This is a genomic window from Brenneria sp. L3-3C-1 (genome assembly GCF_016456245.1).
Taxonomy (GTDB): Bacteria; Pseudomonadota; Gammaproteobacteria; order Enterobacterales; family Enterobacteriaceae; genus Brenneria.
The window spans coordinates 412,584-437,026 of record NZ_JAEMHF010000002.1 but is presented as its reverse complement, the minus strand read 5'-3'; the positions used below and the strand labels follow the sequence as shown (position 1 = coordinate 437,026).

The window sequence follows — 24,443 nt, the reverse complement described above, 5'->3', positions numbered from 1 at the left end:
GTTGTTGATGGCATCAGTTTTTATGGACAGGAAGAGTATTTTGACTACTGACACTCATACTCTGCATATTGAAGAGATTTTAGAATTATTACCGCACCGTTTTCCGTTTTTACTGGTTGATCGTGTCCTGGATTTTCAAGAAGGCAAATTTTTGCGGGCGGTTAAAAACGTCTCTTTCAATGAGCCTTTCTTTCAGGGGCATTTCCCGGGCAAACCTATCTTCCCTGGGGTGCTGATCCTGGAAGCAATGGCGCAGGCAACGGGTATTCTGGCGTTTAAAAGCGTCGGCAGGCTGGAGCCTGGCGAACTGTATTATTTTGCGGCAATTGATGAGGCGCGTTTTAAGCGCCCTGTACAGCCAGGGGATCAAATGATCCTGGAGGTTGAATTCATTAAAGAGCGTCGCGGCGTTGCCCGCTTTAAAGGTGTCGCCAAGGTTGATGGCGAAATCGCCTGCGAAGCGTCAATGATGTGCGCTCGTCGTCGGGAGGCCTGATAACGTGATTGATCAAACCGCCTTTGTTCATCCCAGCTCCATTGTTGAAGATGGCGCTATCATTGGTGCCGGTGTCCATATCGGCCCATTCTGCCATATCGGTTCTCAGGTTGAGATCGGTGCAGGTACTGTGCTGAAGTCGCATATTGTGGTTAATGGCATCACCAGGATTGGCCGCGATAACGAAATCTATCAATTCGCCTCGATTGGCGAAGTGAATCAGGATCTGAAATATGCAGGAGAGCCGACTCGCGTGGAAGTCGGCGATCGTAACCGTATACGCGAGAGCGTCACGATTCATCGTGGCACGGAGCAGGGCGGTGGGTTGACTAAAGTCGGCAGCGATAATTTGCTGATGATCAACACGCATATCGCGCATGACTGTGTAATTGGCGACCGCTGTATTCTTGCCAATAATGCGACGTTGGGCGGACACGTGTCCGTGGATGATTTTGCGATCATCGGCGGCATGACGGCGGTGCATCAATTTTGCATCATCGGCGCGCATGTGATGGTCGGCGGATGCTCTGGCGTGGCGCAGGATGTGCCGCCATTCGTGATTGCGCAGGGCAACCATGCCACGCCGTTTGGCCTGAACATTGAAGGGCTGAAGCGCCGTGGTTTTGAGAAAGAAACCCAGCATGCTATCCGCAATGTGTACAAGCTGATTTACCGCAGCGGCAAAACGCTGGATGAGGTAAAACCGGAAATTGAGGCGCTGGCGGTGGAACACCCGGCCGTACAGGCGTTTATCGATTTCTTCGCCCGTTCGACCCGCGGCATCATTCGTTAATCCATGCCGCCGCGTCCTTTGGTTATTGGATTGATCGCCGGAGAAACCTCCGGCGATATTCTGGGCGCCGGATTGATTCGCGCGTTGAAAGCGAAAGCGCCTGATGCGCGTTTTGTTGGCGTCGCCGGGCCGCGCATGCAGGCGGAAGGTTGTGAAGCCTGGTACGAGATGGAAGAACTGGCGGTTATGGGCATCGTCGAGGTGCTCGAACGTTTACCGCGCTTGCTTAAAATTCGTCGGGACTTGACGCAGCGTTTCACCGCGCTTAAGCCCGACGTTTTTGTCGGTATCGATGCCCCGGATTTTAATATCACGCTGGAAGGCAGCCTGAAGCAGCGTGGGATCAACACCATTCATTATGTCAGCCCCTCCGTGTGGGCCTGGCGTCAAAAGCGCGTTTTTAAAATCGGCAAGGCCACCAATCTGGTGCTGGCGTTTTTGCCTTTTGAAAAAGCGTTTTACGATCGTTTCAACGTTCCCTGTCGTTTTATCGGCCATACCATGGCGGACGCCATGCCCTTGCAGCCGGACAAACAGGCCGCCAGGGCAACGCTTGGGATCCCGGCCGACAGTCTCTGTCTGGCGTTGTTGCCCGGCAGCCGCGGCGCTGAAGTGGAGATGCTCAGCGCCGACTTTTTGAATACCGCCCGGTTATTGCGTCAGCGCTTTCCTGCGCTGGAAATTGTCGTTCCGCTGGTGAATGACAAGCGTCGCGAACAGTTTGAGCGGATAAAAAACGCCGTAGCGCCTGATCTGCCGGTTCATATACTGGATGGGCAAGCGCGGGAGGCGATGGTCGCCAGCGACGCAACCTTACTGGCTTCGGGAACCGCGGCGTTGGAGTGTATGCTGGCGAAATGCCCGATGGTGGTGGGCTATCGGATGAAACCGTTCACTTTCTGGCTGGCGCAGAAGCTGGTGAAGACGCCGTGGGTTTCTCTGCCGAATCTGCTGGCCGGACGCGAGCTGGTGACGGAACTGCTACAGACCGATTGTACGCCGGATAAACTGGCGGCGGCATTGATGCCGTGGCTGGCCGATAAAAACCAAACGGCCGCTTTGCAGGCGACGTTTTTGGATTTGCATCAGCAGATTCGATGTAATGCCGACGAGCAGGCGGCACAAGCCGTACTGGAATTAGTAAAATCATGAGTGAGATGTTTATCTACCCGCCGGCTTACTGTTGTATTGCGGGGGTTGACGAAGTGGGGCGCGGGCCGCTGGTTGGGGCCGTCGTCACCGCCGCCGTTATTCTCGATCCTTCCCGGCCTATCGTCGGGTTGGCGGATTCAAAGCAACTGAGTGAAAAACGCCGGCTGGCGCTTTATGATGAGATAAAAGAAAAAGCGCTGTCCTGGAGCCTCGGACGGGCGGAGCCGGAAGAGATAGATCGGTTGAATATTCTGCATGCCACCATGTTGGCAATGCAGCGGGCCGTGGCCGGACTGGCGTTGACGCCGGATTTTGTCTTGATCGACGGTAATCGCTGTCCTGTTTTGCCCATGCCGGCGCAAGCGGTGGTGAAAGGCGATAGCCGTGTGGCGGAGATCAGCGCGGCCTCCATCATGGCCAAGGTTACACGCGACCGTGAAATGGTGGCGCTGGATAAACTTTTTCCGGCATACGGTTTTGCGCAGCACAAAGGTTATCCGACCGCTTTCCATTTAGAGAAACTGGCGGTGCTGGGCGCCACCGCGTTCCATCGCCGGAGTTTCGCCCCGGTTAAACGGGCGTTGGGACTGGCTTAATCATCATTAACTCTTGGCTCGGTGGTGGCTTATCGCCGTGCTGACTAATCGATAAATTCTGGGATCTGGAGATGGCCGAACCACGTTTTGTTCACCTGCGTGTGCACAGTGACTATTCCATGATCGATGGGCTGGCTAAGGTCGGGCCGCTGGTAAAGAAAGCGGCGGCGATGGGCATGCCGGCTTTGGCGATTACCGACTTCACCAACCTGTGCGGACTGGTGAAGTTCTATGGCGGCGCGCATGGCGCTGGCATCAAGCCCATAATCGGCGCCGATGTGTTTGTCGCAAGTGAAGAATTAGGCGATGAACTGGCTCACCTCACCATACTGGCGATGGATAACGAAGGCTACCAGAATCTCACGCTGTTGATTTCCCACGCTTATCAGCGCGGCTACGGGGCCGAAGGCCCAACGATAGATCGCGACTGGCTGATTAAGCGCAATAACGGACTACTGCTGTTATCCGGCGGCCGCCACGGCGACGTCGGCAAGTTTATACTGCGCGGCAACCAGACGCAGGCCGAGCAGTGTCTGGCATTTTATCAGCAATATTTCCCCGATCGTTATTACCTGGAACTGATCCGCACCAGCCGTCCCGACGAAGAAAGCTATCTGCATGCCGCCGTTGAACTGGCGACCAAACATGGGCTGCCGGTTGTGGCGACCAACGATGTGCGTTTTATTAGTGAAGATGATTTTGATGCGCACGAAATCCGCGTGGCGATCCACGACGGTTATACGCTCGACGACCCCAAGCGGCCGCGAAATTACAGTCCGCAGCAATATATGCGTACTGAAGAGGAAATGTGCGAGCTGTTCGCCGATATCCCCGAAGCTTTGGCTAACAGCGTAGAGATTGCCAAACGCTGTAACGTGACCATTCGGTTGGGCGAATACTTCCTGCCGCAGTTCCCGACCGGGGATATGACTACCGAGGATTATCTGGTCAAGCGGGCCAAAGAGGGGCTGGAGGAGCGTCTCGAATTTCTGTTCCCCGATCCGCAAGAACGGGCGCAAAAGCGCCCTGAATATGATGAACGTCTGGATATTGAACTTAAAGTCATCAACCAGATGGGATTCCCCGGTTACTTTCTGATCGTGATGGAGTTTATTCAGTGGTCCAAAGACAACGACGTGCCGGTGGGGCCGGGGCGTGGCTCGGGCGCCGGTTCTCTGGTGGCGTATTCGCTGAAAATCACCGATCTGGATCCGCTGGAGTTTGACCTACTGTTCGAACGTTTTCTGAACCCCGAGCGTGTCTCCATGCCTGACTTTGACGTCGATTTCTGCATGGAAAAACGCGATCTGGTGATCGATCACGTGGCCGATATGTATGGCCGCGATGCGGTATCGCAGATAATTACCTTCGGCACCATGGCCGCGAAAGCGGTCATCCGCGACGTTGGGCGGGTGCTGGGCCATCCTTATGGTTTTGTCGATCGCATTTCCAAACTGGTTCCTCCCGATCCGGGGATGACGCTGGAAAAAGCGTTCGCGGCGGAACCGCAATTACCTGAAATTTACGAAGCGGATGAGGAGGTCAAAGCCCTCATCGATATGGCGCGCAAGCTGGAAGGGGTGACGCGCAACGCCGGGAAACACGCCGGCGGGGTGGTGATTTCGCCAACCAAGATCACCGACTTCGCCCCGCTGTACTGCGATGCGGAAGGCAACCATCCGGTTACCCAGTTTGATAAAAGCGATGTCGAATATGCCGGACTGGTGAAGTTTGACTTCCTTGGCTTGCGCACGCTGACCATCATCGACTGGGCGCTGGAGATGATCAACGCCCGACGATCCAAGCAGGGGCTGGAGCCGATAGACATTGCGGCTATCCCGCTCGACGATAAAAAGAGTTTTGACATGCTGCAACGCTCGGAAACCACCGCGGTCTTCCAGCTTGAATCGCGCGGCATGAAGGATTTGATCAAACGGCTGAAGCCCGACTGTTTCGAAGATATGATCGCACTGGTGGCGCTGTTTCGCCCCGGGCCGCTACAGTCCGGCATGGTGGATAACTTTATCGACCGCAAGCACGGCCGTGAAGCGATTTCCTACCCGGACATCGAGTGGCAGCATGAGTCGCTGAAGCCGGTGCTGGAACCGACCTACGGCATTATCCTGTATCAGGAACAGGTGATGCAGATTGCGCAGGTGCTGGCCGGTTATACGCTGGGCGGCGCGGACATGCTGCGTCGGGCGATGGGGAAAAAGAACCCGGTCGAAATGGCCAAACAGCGCGGCGGCTTTGAAGAAGGCGCCAAGTCTCGCGGCGTTGACGGCGAACTGGCGGTTAAAATCTTCGATCTGGTGGAAAAATTTGCCGGTTATGGTTTTAACAAATCCCACTCGGCGGCCTACGCGCTGGTTTCCTATCAAACCCTGTGGTTGAAAGCGCATTATCCGGCCGAGTTCATGGCGGCGGTGATGACCGCCGATATGGACAACACCGATAAAGTGGTCGGGCTGGTTGACGAATGCTGGCGTATGGGGTTAAAAATCCTGCCGCCGGATATCAACAGCGGGCTTTATCATTTTCACGTCAACGATGACGGTGAAATCGTTTACGGCATCGGCGCGATTAAAGGCGTAGGCGAAGGGCCTATTGAGGCGATTATCGAGGCGCGCAATCAGGACGGCTATTTCAAAGAGCTGTTTGACCTTTGCGCCCGTACCGATATCAAGAAACTGAACCGCCGGGTGCTGGAAAAGTTGATTATGTCCGGGGCGTTTGACCGCCTGGGGCCGCATCGCGCCGCGCTGATGAATTCGCTGGGCGATGCGTTGAAAGCGGCCGATCAGCATGCAAAAGCAGAAGCCATCGGGCAGGTGGATATGTTCGGCGTGCTGGCCGACGCCCCTGAACAGGTCGAGCAGTCTTACAGCACGGTGCCGCCGTGGCCGGAGCAGGTGGTGCTGGACGGCGAGCGCGAGACGCTGGGGCTATATCTGACGGGCCACCCGATCACCCAATATCTTAAGGAGATCGAACGCTATGCCGGCGGCTTGCGTTTGAAAGATATGCACCCGACCGAGCGGGGCAAAATGACCACGGCCGTGGGGCTGGTGTTAGCCGCCCGGGTCATGGTCACCAAGCGGGGAAACCGCATTGGCGTTTGTACGCTGGACGACCGCTCCGGACGTCTGGAAATCATGCTGTTCACCGATGCGTTGGAAAAATATCAGCATTTGTTGGAAAAAGACCGTATCCTTATCGCCAGTGGACAGGTCAGCTTTGATGACTTCAGCGGCGGGCTTAAAATGACCGTCCGCGAGTTAATGGATATCAGCGAAGCACGGGAAAAATACGCGCGCGGGCTTGCTATCTCGCTGACTGACAGGCAAATTGATGACCAGCTATTAAACCGTCTCCGCCAATCGTTGGAACCCCATCGATCGGGGACGATCCCAGTGCATCTCTATTACCAACGCGAAGATGCGCGCGCGCGGTTGCGTTTCGGCGCCGCATGGCGGATAACGCCGACCGATACGCTGCTGAACGATCTGCGCACATTAGTGGGTAATGAGCAGGTGGAACTGGAATTTGACTAATATAGGAATACTATGAGTCTGAATTTTCTTGATTTTGAGCAGCCGATTGCAGAGTTGGAAGCGAAAATTGACTCGCTGACCGCAGTCAGCCGTCAAGACGAAAAATTGGATATTAATCTGGACGAAGAAGTCCAGCGCCTGCGTGAGAAAAGCGTTGAACTGACGCGTAAAATTTTCTCCGATCTTGGCGCCTGGCAGGTCGCGCAGTTGGCGCGTCACCCGCAGCGTCCGTATACGCTTGACTACATCAAGCACATCTTTACCGACTTTGATGAACTGGCCGGCGATCGCGCCTATGCCGATGATAAAGCCATAGTCGGCGGGATTGCGCGTCTGGACGGGCGTCCGGTGATGATCATCGGTCATCAGAAAGGACGTGAGACCAAAGAAAAAATTCGCCGCAACTTTGGTATGCCGGCGCCGGAAGGCTATCGCAAAGCGTTGCGCCTGATGGAAATGGCCGAACGCTTTAAAATGCCGATCATTACCTTTATTGATACGCCGGGCGCTTATCCGGGCGTGGGCGCCGAAGAGCGTGGTCAGTCGGAAGCCATTGCGCGCAACCTGCGTGAAATGTCCGGCCTGAGCGTGCCTATCGTCTGTACGGTTATCGGTGAAGGCGGTTCCGGCGGCGCGCTGGCGATTGGCGTGGGCGACAAAGTCAACATGCTGCAATACAGCACCTATTCCGTGATCTCACCGGAAGGCTGCGCCTCTATCCTGTGGAAAAGTGCGGATAAAGCGCCGCTGGCTGCGGAAGCGATGGGCATCACGGCGCCGCGTCTGAAAGAGCTTAAGCTGATTGATAGCGTGATCCCTGAACCGTTGGGATCGGCGCACCGTAATGTGCCGGCGATGGCTGAATCGCTGAAAGCTCAACTGCTGGCCGATCTCCAGGATTTGGACGCGCTGAGTGAAGAAGAACTGCTGAACCGCCGCTATCAACGTCTGATGAATTACGGCTACTGCTGATACCCGCAGCTGCCGCGGCAACGATTAAACAGACCCGCCATCCAACAGGATGGCGGGTTTTTTTATCGGCATCAGCAGTCTTCAATAATCAGATACACCGCATTCACCGGCCCGTGTACCCCGACGACCTTAATCAATTCAATGTCGGCGGTGGAGCTGGGGCCGGCGATCAGATTGATACAGGCTGGGATAGGTTCGCCGTTTTGCGCCATATGATGCAACCGTTGCGCCAACTGCGCCACGCGCGGCAGGATGGCGCTTTTGCGCAGCACAAAAATGGACGTTTCGGGCAGCAGGCTGATTGAGCAGCCGCGCTCCGGCGCGGAAAACAGCACCACGCCCGCGGACTCCGTCAGTCCCGCCTCGGCATAGACCACGCCGATTTTTGCCCGTTCGGCCAGCCGAATATTCTCCTGCCGCGCCGCCGGTCGCCAGACATGGGCGTGGTAATGCCGTTGCAAGGTCTGCGTAATGCCCAGTTCTTCCAGACGCGCGTCGCCGCTGACCACCACCGGCGTTCGGCCATACTCTTCGCACAGCGCCAGCAAATTTCCCTGTAGCGCCTCCGCTGATGTCAGCACACAATGGGCTTTAAGGATGTCGCGGGCGAAATCGACAAAGGCCTGACAGCGCTGATCCCGCGACAGATCCGTCAGGCGCGTTTGCGCCAGCAGTTCGACCTCCGACACGGCGCCAACCGGCGTATGGCGTACCTCCCGGCCAAGCTGTCGGGCAATTTCCGCTAAAAAGTCGTCACGGTTTTGTTGATTAAGCATTATTTTTCCCCTCGGACTGGTGGCGTTTGAACCAACTGCGGAAGCTTTCGCCGTCTGCTGCCGGTAAGTCGCGCGCCTGCGTCCAGGCGCCCAGCGCGCCGAGCGTCAATGGCGCCTTGCCATCCTTGATCAGCCATTTGGCGGCTTTGGCGCCCGCCACCATCCCCACTTTCCATAAGCCGGGATGCGCGTTGGCATAGTTGAACAGTTTGATAACCCGTTGTTCCGTTTTGGGCGTCAATCCCTGTTCCGCCATCACCCGGCGATGTTTGAGCAACAATTGCGCCAGCGGGATTTTTACCGGACAGACCTGATTACAGGCGGTACACAGCGAGCAGGCGTAAGGCAGATCTTTAAAATCTTTGTAGCCGCCCAACAGCGGCGACAGCACGGAGCCGATAGGGCCGGGGTAGATTGAGCCGTAAGCGTGTCCGCCGATATGACGATAGGCCGGACAGGTATTGATGCAGGCGCCGCAGCGGATACAGCGCAGGACCGAGCGGAATTCGGAACCCAGCACCCGGGAGCGTCCGTTATCGATAATCACCAGATGGAATTCCTCCGGTCCGTCAATATCGCCTTGCCGGCGCGGGCCGGTCAGCCAGGTATTGTAGCTGGTGAGTCTGGCGCCCACCGCGCTGCGGCATAGCATGGTGATCAATACGTCGACTTCGGCAAAGGTCGGCGCGATACGCTCCATGCCCATCACCGCGATATGGGTTTTCGGCAGCGTGGTGCAAAGCCGTCCGTTGCCTTCGTTGGTCACCAGGCACACCGAGCCGGTTTCGGCGACGGCAAAATTACAGCCGGTAATGCCGATATCGGCGGTTAGAAAATCCTGACGGATCTTTTGACGGATAAATAAGGTCATGGCTTCCGGCGTTTCCGGGCCGTTGTAGCCCAAACGCTCGCTCAGTATGCGTCTAATCTGATGACGGTCTTTATGGATCGCCGGCACCACGATATGCGACGGCGGATCCCCATCCAACTGGAGAATAAATTCGCCCAGATCGGTTTCCACCACCTCAATTCCCGCCTGCTGGAGCTTGGGGTTCATGCCGATCTCTTCCGTGACCATCGATTTGGACTTCACGATTTTTTTGGCCTGTTTGGCCTGCGCCACCTTCAGAATATAGTCGGTGGCCTGTTCGTGGGTGCGGGCGAAAAAGACATGTCCTCCGTTGTCATGCACTTTCTCCGTCAACTGGTGCAGATAGGCGTCAAGGTTTTCCAATACGTGATTACGGATGTGTTCCGCCTGCTCGCGCCATTGTTCCCAGTTCCCCAACTCTTCCACCATCTTTTGCCGGTTGGCGCCGATGCGTTCCTGCGCCATTGAAACGTTACGCCGCATGATAGCGTCCTGCATTTCGGCGTTGATCCGCGGTCTGAAATCGATTTTGCTGGTTTTCAAAGACATACGCGGCCCCCTTATCGGCTCATCAACACTTCGGCGATATGCATTACTTTGACGGGATGTTTTTCCCGGCTGAGTCTGCCGCCGATATTGAGTAGGCAACTGACGTCGGCGCTAATCAGATAGTCCGGCTGCGCGGCTATCAGATGCCGCACTTTTTCCTTGACCATTTCACCGGAGATTTCGGCCATCTTGACCGAAAAAGTGCCGCCGAAACCGCAGCAGGTTTCCTGGTGTTCGAAAGGTATCAGCTCAAGTCCTTTCACATGGCGTAACAGCGTGAGCGGGGCATCGGTGATGCCCAGTTTGCGGGACAGGCTACAGGAGGGGTGATAGACCGCCCTACCGGGCAGAGAGGCGCCGACGTTGACCACGCCCAGAATATCGACGATAAACGAAGTGAGATCCTGCATTCGATCGGCCACGGCCTGCGCGCGCCGCGCCCAATCCGGTTCGTTGCTCAGATACCCGGCATAGCTTTTGATGGCATAGGTGCAGGAGCCGGCCGGGGAAACTATCGGATAATCATTTTCTTCCAACGCCATGATTAGCGACTTCATGGCGGGTTTGGCGTCTTCGACATAGCCGCTGTTCAGCGCCGGCTGGCCGCAACAGCCTTGTTTTTCTGGAAAAAAAACCTTACAGCCCAATTTCTCAAGCAGTAACACCGTGTCACGCGCCATCCCGGCTTTTAAGGCATCGCCCAGGCAGGTGACATAAAAATTAATGTTCATTGACGTTTGCTCCATTGCTAACGATTAAAACAGCCGGACTGATAAATTTATTTTTAATATTATTTTATGATTCAAATGGTTATTTTTTTGGTGCCGCCTAATCACTTCAGCAGCGTCAGTCCGCTGCTTAGCACCAACAAAGGAAACTGACTGGAAATCAGGCCGACGATTCATTGCAATGCAGGAAACAGCGGAGAGCACAGCAGGATAAAAATAAAGGTTAGCAGATATCTTGCGCCTGGGCGTAACATCTGCCCCGGCGATATATCGTGTTTGGTATCGGCTTTCCGTGTCAGATTGTCGCTGTAGATTGCGCCAGGCATCACGATTACAATCGGTCGGCGTCTTTTGATTATGCCGATCATCATGAGCAAGACAATTCGCGGGAGGGAACAGGATAGCGCTATGCTAAAACTACAGGGTATTCACCATATTGCTATCATCGCTGCCGATTATGCGCGGAGTAAAAGATTCTATTGCGATATTCTGGGTTTTACCCTGATGAATGAGATCTATCGCGCGGAGCGGGACTCCTGGAAGGGCGATTTGGCGTTAAATGGATGTTATCTGGTAGAGCTATTTTCTTTCCCTTCGCCGCCGCCGCGCGTCAGCCAGCCGGAAGCCTGCGGTTTGCGGCATCTGGCTTTTGCGGTTGAGGATGTCGAGCAGGCTATCATTACGCTCGCCCGGGCCAGGGTGAGTTGCGAGCCGGTGCGCATTGACGCTGACACGCGGCGACGGTTTACTTTCTTTAGCGATCCCGATGGGTTGCCTTTAGAGCTGTATGAGAGTTGAAACCGTGAGCGAACCTGAAGATATTTTGCTTGCCTCCCTCGCGTCACAGACGGCGGGACATCGGCAGATTCTGGTGGCTTACAGCGGCGGGCTGGATTCCAGCGTCTTGTTGCATCTGCTGGTCACGCTGCGCCAGCGTAATCATGTCGTTGTCCGCGCCGCCTATGTTAATCACGGTCTAAATCCGTTGGCGGATAGTTGGGCTGAGCACTGTCGCCGGCAATGTCGGCAATGGCAGGTGTCTTTCGCGGAGCTGAAAGTGAATGTCGATGCGCAAAACGGCGGTATTGAGGCGGCGGCGCGTGAGGCGCGCTACCGGGCTTTAAACGCGCATTTACTGGATGATGAGGCGCTTTTGACGGCACAGCATCTGGACGATCAAAGCGAAACGTTTTTGCTGGCGCTCAAGCGTGGCAGCGGGCCGGCCGGGCTTTCCGCGATGGCCGCCAGCACCCTATGCGATAACCATACCCTGCTGCGTCCATTGCTGGGTTTTTCTCGTCAACAGTTGGAGCAGTATGCGCGGCGGCATCAACTGCGCTGGATTGAAGATGACAGCAATCAGGATGAGCGCTTCGACCGCAACTTTTTGCGCCGCAAGGTGCTTCCTTTATTAACCGGGCGCTGGCCGCATTTTCCCGCGGCGGTGGCCCGTAGCGCGCAGCTCTGCGCCGAGCAGGAACAACTGCTTGATGAACTTTTGGCCGAGTCGTTACGGGAACTGTGTCGGCCGGATGGCTCCCTGAGCATTGAAGGCATGTCGTCGTTGAGCCCGGTCAGGCGCTTTGCTTTATTGCGGCGCTGGCTGGCTGAGCAGGGGGCGTCGATGCCTGCGCGCGATCAGTTGCAACGGTTATGGCATGAAGTTGCCGTCAGCCGTCAGGATGCCGATCCGGTGTTACGGCTAAACCAACGGCAAATCCGGCGTTTTCGCCAGCGCCTTTATGTGCTGCCGCTGATGCACTCGCTGAAAGACCGCATATTGCCGTGGCCGCCGGGATCCGGCGGCTTAACGTTACCTGATGGCCTGGGGGATCTCTCGCTGGCGGATGAAGGGGGAACCGCCGTTCGCGCGCCGCGCGCCGGCGAGCAGGTAAGCATACGTTTCACCACCGGCGGCACGGTACGCATTGTGGGGCGGGCTGGCGGGCGGCAAATCAAGAAACTCTGGCAGGAGCTGGCTGTGCCGCCGTGGTTGCGGGATCGCACCCCGCTGGTTTTTTACGATGACCGATTGATCGCCGCGCTCGGGCGGTTTGTTACGCTGGAAGGACAGGCGCGGGACAATGAGCCGTGCTGGCATATTGTCTGGCGTAACTGAAATGAAAACGGACAACCGAAGTTGTCCGTTTTAGAGAAAAGTATGCCGGTTAAGCCTCGCTGACGACGACTTTTCCTATTTCCGGATGGCTAAAACTGACGATGTGATCGAGGCGCAATTCCCGCTTTGAACCGGACTCTTCGATCACCAAATATTCAACATGCTTACGTGAGATCATGTCACTGGCTTTACCGGTAACGATTTCACCATTACGCAGCTCCAGCGTCAGCGTCAAATTCTGCTGACAGGTGGCTTCCAGATTGTCGTAATCATCACAGTTGATGGGTTGATATTCGTTACTCATTGACATAATCGCTCACCAATAAGTTAGCGGCGGCATAAGCCGCCTGTTCCCTGACAGAGGATGGCAATTCGCCGTTAGCGGCAATGTCATCCAGGGTTTTCAATACACAACCCAGCGCGTCGGGTATATAGCCCAGATCGCCGCTGGCGATCTCTGCGTATAAGCGGCGTACTAATTCACCGTATTTTTGCACTATATCCTCCCTTGAAAGCTTAACCCGGTAGACATTCATGCACCTTGATTATGACTGTGGCCGATGTTGTAAGCCTACGGAGATAAACTCTACTTATCAAATCGACTATAGCATAGGCATTGGCAGGATATCAGTATTCCTCAAACACCTAATCGTTCGGTTATGTAGCAGATATCACCTTTACTGTGAGGATAGCGCTAACTCAAGTACACTGTCGCTGGATAAACGTGAGGTTACAGATGGCATTAAAAGCAACGGTTTACAAGGCAGCGATTAATATTGCGGACATGGATCGTCATTTTTTCCATGACGCCAACCTGACTATCGCCCAGCATCCTTCAGAAACGGAACAGCGGATGATGCTGCGTTTGCTGGCCTGGATTTGTCATGCGGATGAAAATTTACGTTTTACCAAAGGGTTAAGCGCTGACGATGAGCCGGAAATCTGGCGGCGTAATGACACGCTGGAGTTGGAACTGTGGATTGAGCTGGGTTTACCCGATGAGAAGAGGCTGAAAAAAGCCTGCAACCAATCCCGTTCGGTGGTGCTGTACGCCTATGGCGAGCGCGCTGCGCAGGTATGGTGGCAAAACATCGCGGACAAGGTGGCAGGGTATAAGAACCTGACCATATATTTTCTGGACGATCGCCAGTTGGCGCAGCTTGCCGCGTTGGCAAAGCGCAATATGACGCTACAGGCCACCTTGCAGGAAGGAACTATCTGGCTGTCAGACAGTGAGAATAGTCTGGAAATGACGTTCGCAGACTGGCAAATAGCCCCGAGACAGGGATGATTGTTCGCTATGTTGATGAACGGTATAAGAAATCACCAATAAAATGAATAACGGTAACAGGACAACCCCAGCGGGAGAATAATGGTGAGAAAACTGGCGATTGGCGTGTTGTTGACTGCGGTAATATCGGCGTTGATTGGGTGTCATACACGTTCACGGATGCAGGAAGAACCGCTTCAACCGATGGCGCAAAGCTATCGTGGAACACTGCCCTGTGCTGACTGTGAGGGGATCGATACGTCGCTGTTTCTGGAAAAAGACGGCACGTTTGTCTTACGTCAGCATTATCAGACGACGCGCGAGGGAACGTCGGTCTTTGCTGAATATGGTCAGTGGCGGCGGACGGCGGACAAATTGGTGTTAACCAACAGTGAGGGGGAAAAGCGTTATTTTCGCCCGCTGGGAAAAGATTTGGAGATGCTGGATCAACAGGGCGTGCCTATTCCGTCTTCTCACGCCTATCGGCTGATTGCCACAGAACTGGCTTTACCCGATACGCCGATGGCGATGAAAGGCATGTATCGCTATATGGCGGATGCGGCGACCTTTACCGATTGCGCGACGGGAAAAACCTTTGTGGTGGATAATACGCTGGCGTTGGAAAAACAGTATATGAACGCCCGAAGCGCAGCAGGTGAACCGGTGTTTACGATATTGACGGCGCATTTCGCCATCGTTCCCTCAATGGAGGAGGGACAGATGACCAAAGCGCTGGTGCCGGACAGCGATGAGGTGCAGATGAAAGCGCGCCAACGGTGTGACCCACCCGTTGAATAGCATCGGCGTATAATGAAAAAGCGCTGAAAAATCAGCGCTTTTCAGACTGTTGACAAAGCCCGTTATTAGGGAGAACGTGGCGAGGGGCCGGAGCGCCCCTCGGTACGCTAGGCCCGGGTATCTCAGGCTTACAAACGACTTTGTCGGCAATCAGCGCTTTTTTAGGTGCATGATAAAAACGCGCCGCTTACAGCATCTTCTTCAACTGATACAGCCAATCCAGCGCCTGACGGGGCGTTAACGCATCCGGATCGATCGATTCCAGGGCTTCCATCGCCGGTGACGGCTCCTCATTACCCAGCAACGCCAGCTGTGCGCCATCAATATGGCTGGCGGTGGCGTTATTGGACAGCGTCTCCAGCTCTTTCAGTTTTTGGCGCGCCCGCTTAATGACGTCTTTCGGCACCCCCGCCAATGCGGCCACCGCCAGTCCGTAGCTTTTGCTGGCGGCGCCGTCCTGCACGCTGTGCATAAAGGCGATGGTATCGCCATGCTCAAGAGCGTCCAGATGGACGTTTACCACGCCTTCCATTTTTTCCGGCAGATTGGTCAGTTCGAAATAGTGAGTCGCAAACAGCGTCATGGCTTTGATGCGGTTAGCCAGATTTTCAGCGCAGGCCCAGGCTAGCGATAATCCATCGTAGGTCGAGGTTCCCCGGCCGATTTCATCCATCAGCACCAGACTGTTTTCCGTCGCGTTGTGCAGGATGTTGGCGGTTTCCGTCATTTCCACCATAAAGGTCGAGCGGCCGGAAGCCAGATCGTCCGCCGCGCCCACGCGGGTGAAAATACGATCCACCGGGCCGATAACCGCCTGATCGGCAGGAACGAAGCAGCCAATATGCGCCATCAGCACGATCAGCGCCGCCTGACGCATATAGGTACTCTTTCCGCCCATATTCGGGCCGGTAACGATCAGCATACGGCGCTGGGGGGAGAGAGACAGCGGATTCGAGATAAAGGGTTCGCTGAGAACCTGTTCCACTACCGGGTGACGTCCGCCGGCGATCTTTATACCGGGCTTATCGCTTAGCGTCGGGCACACATAGTTCAGCGTATCCGCGCGCTCCGCCAGATTCGCCAGTACATCCAGTTCGGCGAGCGCCGCCGCGCTTTGCTGGAGTTCCGCCAGATGCGGCAGCAGCAGATCGAACAGTTCGTCATAGAGGGCTTTTTCCAATGCCAGCGCTTTGCCTTTGGAGGTCAGCACCTTATCTTCGTATTCTTTCAGCTCCGGGATGATATAGCGTTCGGCGTTTTTCAGCGTCTGGCGGCGAACGTAATGTATCGGCACCAGATGGCTTTGGCCGCGGCTGACCTGAATATAATAGCCATGTACGCCGTTAAAACCGACCTTGAGCGTATCCAGCCCCAGTTTTTCGCGCTCGCGAATTTCCAGCCTGTCCAGATAATCACTGGCGCCGTCGGCCAGCGCCCGCCATTCATCCAGTTCGGCGTTGTAGCCCGTTGCAATCACGCCGCCGTCGCGCACCAGCACCGGCGGGGCCTCGACGATGGCGCGTTCAAGCAGATCCAGCAGCTCGTCGAATTGCCCAATCTGGCCGACTAGCTGGCGGACGGCGTCCGTTTCCAACGGCGCCAACTGCGCACGAATCTCGGGGAATTGCTGAAAGGCGTGGCGCATACGCGCTAAATCGCGCGGGCGGGCGGTACGCAGCGCCAGCCGCGCCAGAATACGTTCCAAATCGCCTACCTGCCGTAGATAAGGCTGCAATTCCGCTGTGATATCCTGCAACGCGCTGATGGCCTGTTGGCGCTGCGTCAGCGCGGCGATATCGCGGCTGGGCATGTGGATCCAACGTTTCAACATCCGGCTGCCCATGGGCGTCACCGTACAGTCGAGCACCGCGGCCAGCGTATTTTCCGTACCGCCGGCCAGATTCTGCGTCAGTTCCAGATTACGCCGCGTGGCGGCATCCATAATGATGCCGTCCTGCTGACGTTCCATCGTGATGCCGCGGATATGCGGCAGGGAAGTGCGCTGAGTATCTTTGGCATATTGCAGCAGACAGCCCGCCGCCCGCAGCGCCAGCTTCGCCTGATCAACGCCAAATCCCGTGAGATCGCGCGTACCGAATTGCAGATTGAGCTGCTGACGGGCGGTGTCCAGTTCAAATTCCCACAGCGGACGGCGGCGCAACCCGTGGCGGTGTTCAATCAATGACATGGATTCAAACGACTCGGGGTAGAGCAATTCCGCCGGATTGGTACGCTGTAATTCTGCGGCCATGGTTTCCCGATCGGCCGGTTCGGTGACCCGGAAACGGCCGGAGCTGATATCCAGCGTGGCATAGCCAAAGCCCCGCCCGTCCTGCCAGATGGCGGCGAGCAGGTTATCTTGTTTTTCCTGCAACAACGCTTCGTCACTGATGGTGCCGGGCGTCACGATACGCACGACTTTGCGCTCCACCGGCCCCTTACTGGTGGCGGGATCGCCGATCTGTTCGCAGATAGCGACCGACTCGCCCAACAGCACCAGCTTGGCAAGATAGTTTTCGACGGAATGATGGGGAACGCCGGCCATGGGAATCGGCTCCCCGGCGGATGCTCCGCGTTTGGTCAGTGAGATATCCAAAAGCTGCGATGCCCGTTTGGCATCGTCATAAAACAGCTCGTAAAAGTCACCCATACGGTAGAACAACAGAATTTCCGGATGCTCCGCCTTGAGCTTGAAATACTGTTTCATCATTGGCGTATGGCTGGAAAGGTCCTTGTCAATAGACTCATTCATATTGATTTTACTCGGTTTTTACTCTGTCTGTTAGCTCAGGCGGCCGCTGATAAAAGCGCCAAAAACCTACCTAAACCCATTAATTTGTCGCCTGGGAGTATGCCAGAAAAGGTGTATCTTGTTAGAAATCTTATCTTATCACCGACATGCCGCGTGATTCACCTGTGGGGTTCAGGGGGAAATCAGAACCTCTAAAAACCCTACATTATTCATTCAGAGACAGGGTGCTCCCGTCAGGCGTAGCGCTAATACTGGTAAAGCATTACAGGAAGTTATCAGAGCAACGATGGTAAATGTATCTGATTTTACGAGTATCGGTTATGCCTGCGAAACGGCTCGCAACTTTGCCCGCTACTGCGATGATTTTTCTCGTTCTAACGGTGTGTCATCAAGCATAATGCGCCCCGCTATCAATCGCAGGAACAGGTTAAAACCTCCCGCGTTAACATGCTGAAAATGCTGATCTTCATGAAGGGAGCTTCTGGATTTGTCGATAGCCATATTGTTAGTTTGCTTAACAGGGGGAGTCTTTGTCTGGTAGACCAATACCTTTCGGATAGGGATCTCACCTGAGCTACTACGAACAGTTTGATAAAGTCGTGGCAAAATAAGGTGTCAGCTTGGGAAACGGGTTAAAAGAACCGGCGTGTAAAGCGCTTCGTAAGCAGGGGATTGAGCCGAAAGGCTAAAATTTAGCTGATTAGCAGAACGGATAACCAAGGGAATGAGTAATGGATAAAAGAAATCATAACCTCAGGATTGAATGTCAGGGAACGACTTCGTCTGAAAAATAACTACGTGGACACCCAAAAAAGCCTTACAGCAAAGATGCAAAAATAAAAGACATTGAACCTTTTGCTGATATATCTTGTTTATATCACGTTTATCTTGGAAAGGGATGTTAATCCCTTTCCTTTTGCCACTCTGTTTCGCCGTTTATGATTATCGTATTATAAATAGTATTAAATTTTTTGTATTTATTTATGGAATCATGTTGCTATGCGTATTAAAAAAAGATTATTTTGAGTTGGCTGTTTTTAATTGATTTCTACATTTTTTGGGTGGATGAGTCAATAGTATTTATTGGGCAGTTCTTTTTGTACCCGGTCTTTTTTGAATCATAATTAGCCAGATTATTATTATAAAGGTAATAATGGCGAGAGAAGATGGAAGTGTAGCATCGTCATTAAATGATATACGCCTTGCCTGCCGTCGGAAACTTGTAATAAATCGTTTGAATTGCCGCGCTTTTTACCGGCGAGGCCTTGTTCCGGATGCGCAGGAATTCGATGCGTGAGGGCGGTTTTCCTGAAAAATACAGCAGGGCTGCTGATTTTCATCTATATACATCATGGTTGGAAGCGGTTGTGCTGGCTGGATAAACAGCATGAGGTTTTTTCAGTGACGGCCTAGAAGGCGCCTTGGCGCGGCTTTTTGATTGGCGGTTTGGTAAACGAGTGGGACAGAGGATATATGGGATATTACGGCTTAGTATTAATAAAGTTCATCATTGGATTTTTTATTGTAATCATGCACCTGAATCTTTCAGGGAAAACGCAGCTTTCTCAGATGACGCCAGTTGATTTTATTGGGAATTTTGTTCTAGGGGGGATAATCGGCGGGGTGATATACAGTGATAGCATACCGCTTCAGCAATATGTGCTGGTGTTATTTATTGGCGTCGGGCTGATATCGCTGCTCAATGCCATCACTAAGCATGTTAATTTTTTCCGTGCAATAGCCATCGGTAATCCGCTGCCTATCGTTAAGAAGGGGCGCTTTATCATGGACAATATTCTGCGTAAGAAAAATAAAATAGATATTTTGAATATCGCTTCTCAATTACATTCGCAGGGAATCAATTCGTTCCAGCAGGTCACCTATGCTCAAATAGAACCCAGCGGTCAACTGACGGTTGTTTGTGATAACGCGAAAATGCCCTCGGTTATTATTATGAAAGACGGTAAAGTCAGACAGGAAGAGTTGGAACAAATAGAAAAAGATCAAGAGTGGCTAAAAGGCGAACTGAATGAGCGTAGTCTCAAGGATGAAGATATTTTTATCGCTGAGTTCTGGGATGGGAAAGTGATGTTTATTCTGCGGGACGGCAAGATAGTGAGATGATTCAGGTATCGCCAATCGATGACTACTCAGGATGCGCATAACGCGCTAAAATATCGGTAGCTGGTAACACAATCTTTGATTTTATTGGCTTTTTTCATAAACTTTATTATTTTCAGGAATTTTATAATGCAACAGCTACCGAATTGCCCTAAATGTCACTCTGAATATACCTGGCAGGATAATGAATTACTGAACTGCCCTGAGTGTGGGCATGTATGGGCAATGGATGGTGATTCGGCTGCTCAGGAAGAGGGGCCGATCGTCAAAGATGCCAACGGCAACTTGCTGGCGGATGGCGATACCGTTACCGTGATTAAGGATCTCAAAGTAAAAGGCAGTTCTTCGCCATTGAAAATGGGTACGCGGGTGAAAGGTATTCGTTTGGTTGAAGGCGACCATAATATCGATTGCAAGATTGACGGTTTTGGCGCCATGAAGCTGAAATCCGAGTTTGTGAAGAAAAACTGATCATAAAGCACCCTGGCTTTCAGCGGAAAACAGGGTGCATTTTGTGGTTTTTTCACGTCAGGCGATGCTTTACCATGGCAACGACTCTTTTTTCATCTGTTTAGACGGACATCCAATGCGTCATTTGGCTATTCTTGTTTCACTGCTTGCCTTGCTTTCCGCCTGTAGCAGTAAGCCGACGCCGTCAGCCGAAGCGCCTCAGGGCAATCCCTTTAAAGGCGGTTTTCTGCTCGAGCCTGCGCATACCGGTCATTTGCAGAGCGGCGATTTTGCTTTTAATCCGGCGACGAACCGCTTTATCGACAAAATGGTGAGTGAACACGGTTTTGACCGCCAGCAACTGCACGATGTATTGGCTCAGACGCAGCGGCTGGATTGGGTGATTCGTCTGATGGATAGACAGGCGCCAACGCCGCCGCCAACCGTGCCTCGCCCGCCGTCCGGGCCGAACGGGGCCTGGACGCGTTACCGTAATCAGTTCATCACCCCGGATAACGTACAAAACGGCGTGGTTTTCTGGAATCAGCATCAAGACGCGCTGCAACGCGCCTGGGAAATATACGGCGTTCCCCCGGAGATCATTGTCGGGATTATCGGTGTGGAAACCCGCTGGGGCCGGATAATGGGGAAAACCCGCATTATTGATGCCCTGGCAACCCTGTCTTTCGACTACCCGCGCCGCGCCGCGTACTTCACCGGCGAGTTGGAAACGTTTCTGCTGATGACCCGCAACGAGGGGAATGATCCGCTCAGCTTGCGGGGTTCCTATGCGGGCGCTATGGGCTATGGTCAATTTATGCCGTCGTCGTTTAAAAACTATGCGGTTGATTTTGATGGCAATGGGCATATCAATCTATGGGATCCGGTGGATGCCATCGGCAGCGTAGCCAATTACTTTAAAGCGCACGGCTGGCGCAAAGGGGGCGTTGTGGCTGTACCGGCGATCGGTCAGGCGCCATCGCTGGCCCATGGCTTCAATACGCGCTATTCCCTCTCGACGTTACAGGCCGCCGGGCTAAGGCCGCAGAGTACGCTGGGTGGCTATGAAGAGGCCAGTCTGCTGCGTCTCGACATCGGCAGCGGATACCAGTATTGGTATGGTTTGCCTAACTTCTACACCATTACCCGTTACAACCATAGTACCCATTACGCAATGGCGGTGTGGCAACTGGGTGAGGCGGTTGGCCGGGCGCGGCAGGGGTATTAATCAATATTGGTGATATCGGCGACAAATCAACGGTTCTGTCGCCGGTTCTTGCCGGCATCTATACGTTTCCTCCTGCTGTTCACGTCTGTTTTTCCTTTAGTCAGCCTCAGGTAAATCCGCATATACCCCGCAAGACCGTTTCGTGACAATGAGGCCATTGTTTACCTTATTTTCAGGACATGGTCATGGCGGTAATTCTTATCGTTTTTTTACTGGCGGGGATGGTCAAAGGCATCATTGGCGTGGGGCTGCCGACGATTGCCATGGGATTATTAACGCTCACCATGTCGCCGACGACAGCGGCAGGGGTGTTGATTATCCCCTCTCTGGTCACCAATATCTGGCAATTGATTTGCGGCCCGGCGTTCCTAAGCCTGGTTAAGCGATTTTGGTCGTTATTTGCCGGCATCATCATCGGCACGTTGTGGGGAGGATTACCGACCTTAACGTCCTCATCTTCCTGGACGGGGGCGGCTATCGGACTGATTCTGGTTCTGTATGGCATATGGGGAATACTGGCAAAAAAACTGCCTCAGCCCGGCCGCCACGAAGTCTGGCTATCGCCGCTGGCGGGGTACGTTACCGGCGCGATTGCCGCCGCGACGGGGGTTTTTGTTATCCCGGCCGTGCCTTACCTGCAATGTCTGGGGCTGAATAAACACGACCTGGTGCAGTCATTAGGGCTGGCTTTTACGGTTTCAACCATCGGACTGGCGATACAGTTGGCTCAGGGAATAGGGCTGAGCGGCATCGATCTTGGGATATCGTGTTTCGCGCTTCTTCCCGCTATCCTCGGTATGGTGATTGGGCAACGTCTGCGCCACCGTATTAGTGAGAAAACCTTTCGGCAGTGTTTTTTTGCGGGGTTAATGACGCTGGGCGGGTATATGTTTATCCCTTTTGCCGCAGGGTAATAAACTCAACGAATTCCTGAAAATAACCGGGCAACGCTGAAAACCGGCGGGCGCAGATAACCAGATTTCTTTTTGCCCAAACGTCAGACAACCCGATGCAGTGGATATCAAGCGAATGCATCATACGATTTGCCGCATGTCGGGGGAGAATACCCACGCCGATACCGCGCTGAATGACATGCATAACCGCGTCGAAGCTGGCTAACCGTACGCGATAATTTAAACGTCGGCCCAGCTTTCTGGCGTGTTCGTCAATATGTTCCTGCAAGGCGTAACCGGCGCTCAGCCCTATAAATTCCGCCCCGACGATGGCTTCAAACGCTATCATGTCATGTTGCGCCCACCGGCTGTCGCCGGGCACCACCGCCACCAGTTCGTCCTGGCGGAAAGGGCGGGTTTCCAATCCGTTTAGCTGCACGGTGTCCGCCACAATGCCTAAATCCGCGGTTTGATTTTTAATCTCGTTAACAATGTCGCGGCTGAGCTGTTCATTCACCGCGATCGATATATTGGGACGTATGAGTAAATACTGCCCCAGCAGTTCAGGTAAATACTCACTCAGCGCGGCGGAATTGCACAGCAAGGGAATATGGCCGCGTAGTCCTTTACTGTATTGATGTAACTCGCTGCGCATATGTTCGACCTGATGCAGGATGATCGTGGCATGATGAACCAGTGAATAGCCCGCCTCGGTCAGCGTGACGCCGTTTTTTGAACGTAATAATAACGGCACGCCGAGTTCATTTTCCATGCCCCTGACGCGCTCACTGGCTGCTTGCAGCGTCAGATTGGACGTCACGGCGCCCCCGGTAATGCTGCCTGCTTTCTGGATATGCAAAAACAGACGAAGATCCGTTAAATCAAATCTCATGCCATCAACCTGCGATTATGGTGATAGTGATGTTATGGCAGATGATCCCCTGATATTCAATGCGCTCCCGATCCTGATTTTAAAGCTGAAAAGCGACGTGCTGCATTATCCCCGAATCACACCCGGCGGATTAGTCGCCAGCCAATACCGCGTTCATCACCTGAGTCTGCCAGTCGAAATAGGGATTGAAGGTTAAACGGACGTGGGTTTTTCCCTCTTCCTGATAGCCCCAGTCGGAATACCATAGCCTGTTTCTGTCCTGACAGACCTGCTGGCTGACCGGCGTTTGTCCGTTGGCGCAGACGATCACCGAGCCTTCCTTGCCATACTCTTTATTGTCTGGCGAAAACAGAATCGACATATGCGAGAACTGACTGATCCGCCACTCGGGTAAATAGTCGCGGCGGATCAGCACGCGCGATGGGGAAGAGCCTGCGGGCGGGTTGCCGTACCAGATCAGCCTGCTGCGCGAGTGGGTGAATTTGCGATCGAACAGCTCAAGCAGATAAGGCGTGTCCAGCACCGAATCATGCTCGGTAAGCACCATCAACACCGGTTTGTCGTAGGTGGTTTTTGCCAACTGCGTTCGCACGGCGCGGCTGGAATAATAAAACTGGGCGAAACCGTTGGTCGGCACCACCATATAACGCGTCATTAACTGTTGCGGGTTGCCGGGCCGGGGTTTTAGTATCCAGTCGGTAAAGACGGAAAGCAGCGGCGTCAGAAAATCATAACGCTCGTTGGATTTTATCGCCGGAGAGAACAGCGCCAATCCTTTAATTTCCGGGTGGCTAAGGGCATATTCCAGCACCAGATTGCCTCCGGTGGAAAAACCGCCCAGATAGACGTCATCCACCTCATGGCTGAGAATGGCCGCCTGTTCGGCGACGACTCTGCGCCAGTCATCCACGGTAATATGCAGCATATCGGCGGGGCGGGTGCCATGCCCCGGCAGCAGCACGGTTCTGACCAGAAAGCCTTGTTCCGCCAGCCGCGTCATGATGTCGTTGAATGAACCGGGGGAGTCGCCCAGACCGTGAACCAGTAAAATGCCCTTGGTTGGCTTACCTGCCGGACGCATTTCCTGCGGCGTATTCCAGACCAGTTCGAGATTTTTATCGGTAGTCTGGAAAGCGCGGTGTTGTTCTACCCATTGTGCGGTTTCCTGTTGATAGCGGGCAAATGAGGTTTGTCCCAGCGGCATGATATCCTGCTGTGCGCCCGTACAGCCGGAAATCAACAGCAGGAAAACGCCGATGACCATGCTGGAGAATACTGCCATGGCTTTTATCGGAAAGCGGGGCCAAAAAGCCCGCTTTCCCATTGATGATCTTTGAAGCATCCGTATGCGCCTGTTTTCATAGACCGCAGTGAATCGTATTGAGCATGAACCGGTGCGGAAATCATTCGTGCATAATATAGAGCGTGTGCGT

The 24,443-nt window shown here is 53.9% G+C and carries 23 protein-coding genes; 14 read left to right on the top strand and 9 right to left on the bottom strand.

All coding sequences use genetic code 11. The annotated features are described in order from the left end of the window. Nucleotides 1-22 precede the first annotated feature (22 nt). The 6 genes from fabZ (at nucleotide 23) to accA (ending at nucleotide 7,563) form a co-directional block, all read left to right on the top strand. Nucleotides 23-496 (top strand): 3-hydroxyacyl-ACP dehydratase FabZ, encoded by a 474-nt coding sequence (gene fabZ / locus JG725_RS08425; protein ID WP_172290018.1) that lies wholly within the window; start codon nucleotides 23-25, stop codon nucleotides 494-496. A 4-nt stretch (nucleotides 497-500) separates the two neighbouring features. Next, nucleotides 501-1,289, top strand: coding sequence for an acyl-ACP--UDP-N-acetylglucosamine O-acyltransferase (gene lpxA, locus JG725_RS08420; protein ID WP_172289632.1), 789 nt, complete (start codon nucleotides 501-503; stop codon nucleotides 1,287-1,289). A gap of 3 nt (nucleotides 1,290-1,292) precedes the next feature. Next, on the top strand, nucleotides 1,293-2,441 hold the full coding sequence (lpxB, locus tag JG725_RS08415) for a lipid-A-disaccharide synthase (protein WP_199377569.1): 1,149 nt from the start codon (nucleotides 1,293-1,295) through the stop codon (nucleotides 2,439-2,441). After that, nucleotides 2,438-3,037: a ribonuclease HII gene (gene rnhB, locus JG725_RS08410; RefSeq protein WP_172289634.1), complete on the top strand. Its 600-nt coding sequence runs from the start codon at nucleotides 2,438-2,440 to the stop codon at nucleotides 3,035-3,037. The genes lpxB and rnhB overlap by 4 nt, the downstream gene beginning before the upstream one ends. A gap of 71 nt (nucleotides 3,038-3,108) precedes the next feature. Beyond that, complete coding sequence (gene dnaE / locus JG725_RS08405; protein ID WP_199377567.1) at nucleotides 3,109-6,591, top strand: DNA polymerase III subunit alpha; 3,483 nt, start codon at nucleotides 3,109-3,111, stop codon at nucleotides 6,589-6,591. 12 nt (nucleotides 6,592-6,603) lie between these two features. Then, the gene (gene accA, locus JG725_RS08400; RefSeq protein ID WP_172289636.1) at nucleotides 6,604-7,563 is read left to right on the top strand and encodes an acetyl-CoA carboxylase carboxyl transferase subunit alpha; all 960 of its coding nucleotides are present in this window, start codon (nucleotides 6,604-6,606) and stop codon (nucleotides 7,561-7,563) included. Between the two features lie 71 nt (nucleotides 7,564-7,634). On the opposite strand, the gene JG725_RS08395 is transcribed toward accA, so the two are convergent. Genes JG725_RS08395 through JG725_RS08385 form a run of 3 tightly spaced genes read right to left on the bottom strand, consistent with a single transcriptional unit; the run spans nucleotide 7,635 to nucleotide 10,490 of the window. Continuing rightward, nucleotides 7,635-8,339 (bottom strand): lactate utilization protein C, encoded by a 705-nt coding sequence (locus JG725_RS08395; protein WP_172289637.1) that lies wholly within the window; start codon nucleotides 8,337-8,339, stop codon nucleotides 7,635-7,637. Further along, nucleotides 8,332-9,759, bottom strand: a complete 1,428-nt coding sequence (locus JG725_RS08390) for a LutB/LldF family L-lactate oxidation iron-sulfur protein (protein WP_199377565.1) — start codon at nucleotides 9,757-9,759, stop codon at nucleotides 8,332-8,334. The genes JG725_RS08395 and JG725_RS08390 overlap by 8 nt, the downstream gene beginning before the upstream one ends. Nucleotides 9,760-9,770: 11 nt before the next feature. After that, the gene (locus tag JG725_RS08385; RefSeq protein ID WP_199377563.1) at nucleotides 9,771-10,490 is read right to left on the bottom strand and encodes a (Fe-S)-binding protein; all 720 of its coding nucleotides are present in this window, start codon (nucleotides 10,488-10,490) and stop codon (nucleotides 9,771-9,773) included. 405 nt (nucleotides 10,491-10,895) lie between these two features. On the opposite strand from JG725_RS08385, the gene JG725_RS08380 reads away from it, so the two are divergent. Beyond that, nucleotides 10,896-11,285, top strand: a complete 390-nt coding sequence (locus JG725_RS08380) for a VOC family protein (protein ID WP_199377561.1) — start codon at nucleotides 10,896-10,898, stop codon at nucleotides 11,283-11,285. Continuing rightward, a complete protein-coding gene (gene tilS, locus JG725_RS08375; protein ID WP_199377559.1) occupies nucleotides 11,275-12,606 on the top strand; it encodes a tRNA lysidine(34) synthetase TilS in 1,332 nt (443 codons plus the stop codon). Before JG725_RS08380 ends, tilS begins: the two co-directional genes overlap by 11 nt. Before the next feature lie 49 nt (nucleotides 12,607-12,655). On the opposite strand, the gene rof is transcribed toward tilS, so the two are convergent. Together rof and JG725_RS08365 are read right to left on the bottom strand one after the other, a co-directional pair. Further along, on the bottom strand, nucleotides 12,656-12,916 hold the full coding sequence (rof, locus tag JG725_RS08370; RefSeq protein ID WP_172289642.1) for a Rho-binding antiterminator: 261 nt from the start codon (nucleotides 12,914-12,916) through the stop codon (nucleotides 12,656-12,658). Continuing rightward, entirely contained in the window at nucleotides 12,903-13,103 is a 201-nt protein-coding gene (locus tag JG725_RS08365; RefSeq protein WP_172289643.1) for a YaeP family protein, read from the bottom strand. Before JG725_RS08365 ends, rof begins: the two co-directional genes overlap by 14 nt. A 239-nt stretch (nucleotides 13,104-13,342) precedes the next feature. Between JG725_RS08365 and JG725_RS08360 the strand changes: the two genes are divergently transcribed. After that, entirely contained in the window at nucleotides 13,343-13,897 is a 555-nt protein-coding gene (locus JG725_RS08360) for a YaeQ family protein (protein WP_172289644.1), read from the top strand. An 81-nt stretch (nucleotides 13,898-13,978) separates the two neighbouring features. Continuing rightward, nucleotides 13,979-14,674, top strand: a complete 696-nt coding sequence (nlpE, locus tag JG725_RS08355) for an envelope stress response activation lipoprotein NlpE (protein WP_199377557.1) — start codon at nucleotides 13,979-13,981, stop codon at nucleotides 14,672-14,674. Between the two features lie 187 nt (nucleotides 14,675-14,861). Here nlpE and mutS read toward each other — a convergent pair whose 3' ends face one another. Together mutS and JG725_RS08345 are read right to left on the bottom strand one after the other, a co-directional pair. Next, on the bottom strand, nucleotides 14,862-17,426 hold the full coding sequence (gene mutS, locus JG725_RS08350) for a DNA mismatch repair protein MutS (protein WP_199377555.1): 2,565 nt from the start codon (nucleotides 17,424-17,426) through the stop codon (nucleotides 14,862-14,864). Nucleotides 17,427-18,565: 1,139 nt separating this feature from the next. Further along, complete coding sequence (locus tag JG725_RS08345; protein ID WP_199377553.1) at nucleotides 18,566-18,766, bottom strand: hypothetical protein; 201 nt, start codon at nucleotides 18,764-18,766, stop codon at nucleotides 18,566-18,568. A 133-nt stretch (nucleotides 18,767-18,899) separates the two neighbouring features. Between JG725_RS08345 and JG725_RS08340 the strand changes: the two genes are divergently transcribed. The 4 genes from JG725_RS08340 (at nucleotide 18,900) to JG725_RS08325 (ending at nucleotide 22,139) form a co-directional block, all read left to right on the top strand. Then, the gene (locus JG725_RS08340) at nucleotides 18,900-19,550 is read left to right on the top strand and encodes a DUF421 domain-containing protein (RefSeq protein ID WP_172289648.1); all 651 of its coding nucleotides are present in this window, start codon (nucleotides 18,900-18,902) and stop codon (nucleotides 19,548-19,550) included. 126 nt (nucleotides 19,551-19,676) lie between these two features. Continuing rightward, entirely contained in the window at nucleotides 19,677-20,018 is a 342-nt protein-coding gene (locus JG725_RS08335; protein ID WP_172289649.1) for a zinc ribbon domain-containing protein YjdM, read from the top strand. Between the two features lie 115 nt (nucleotides 20,019-20,133). Then, nucleotides 20,134-21,225, top strand: coding sequence for a lytic murein transglycosylase B (gene mltB, locus JG725_RS08330; protein ID WP_172289650.1), 1,092 nt, complete (start codon nucleotides 20,134-20,136; stop codon nucleotides 21,223-21,225). A 185-nt stretch (nucleotides 21,226-21,410) separates the two neighbouring features. Continuing rightward, on the top strand, nucleotides 21,411-22,139 hold the full coding sequence (locus JG725_RS08325; RefSeq protein WP_199377551.1) for a sulfite exporter TauE/SafE family protein: 729 nt from the start codon (nucleotides 21,411-21,413) through the stop codon (nucleotides 22,137-22,139). Here the strand turns inward: JG725_RS08325 and JG725_RS08320 are convergent. Both JG725_RS08320 and JG725_RS08315 read right to left on the bottom strand, forming a co-directional pair. Then, the gene (locus JG725_RS08320) at nucleotides 22,117-23,010 is read right to left on the bottom strand and encodes a LysR family transcriptional regulator (RefSeq protein ID WP_172289652.1); all 894 of its coding nucleotides are present in this window, start codon (nucleotides 23,008-23,010) and stop codon (nucleotides 22,117-22,119) included. The genes JG725_RS08325 and JG725_RS08320 overlap by 23 nt on opposite strands. Before the next feature lie 130 nt (nucleotides 23,011-23,140). Beyond that, nucleotides 23,141-24,274, bottom strand: a complete 1,134-nt coding sequence (locus JG725_RS08315) for an alpha/beta hydrolase (protein WP_370541622.1) — start codon at nucleotides 24,272-24,274, stop codon at nucleotides 23,141-23,143. Between the last annotated feature and the right edge of the window lie 169 nt (nucleotides 24,275-24,443).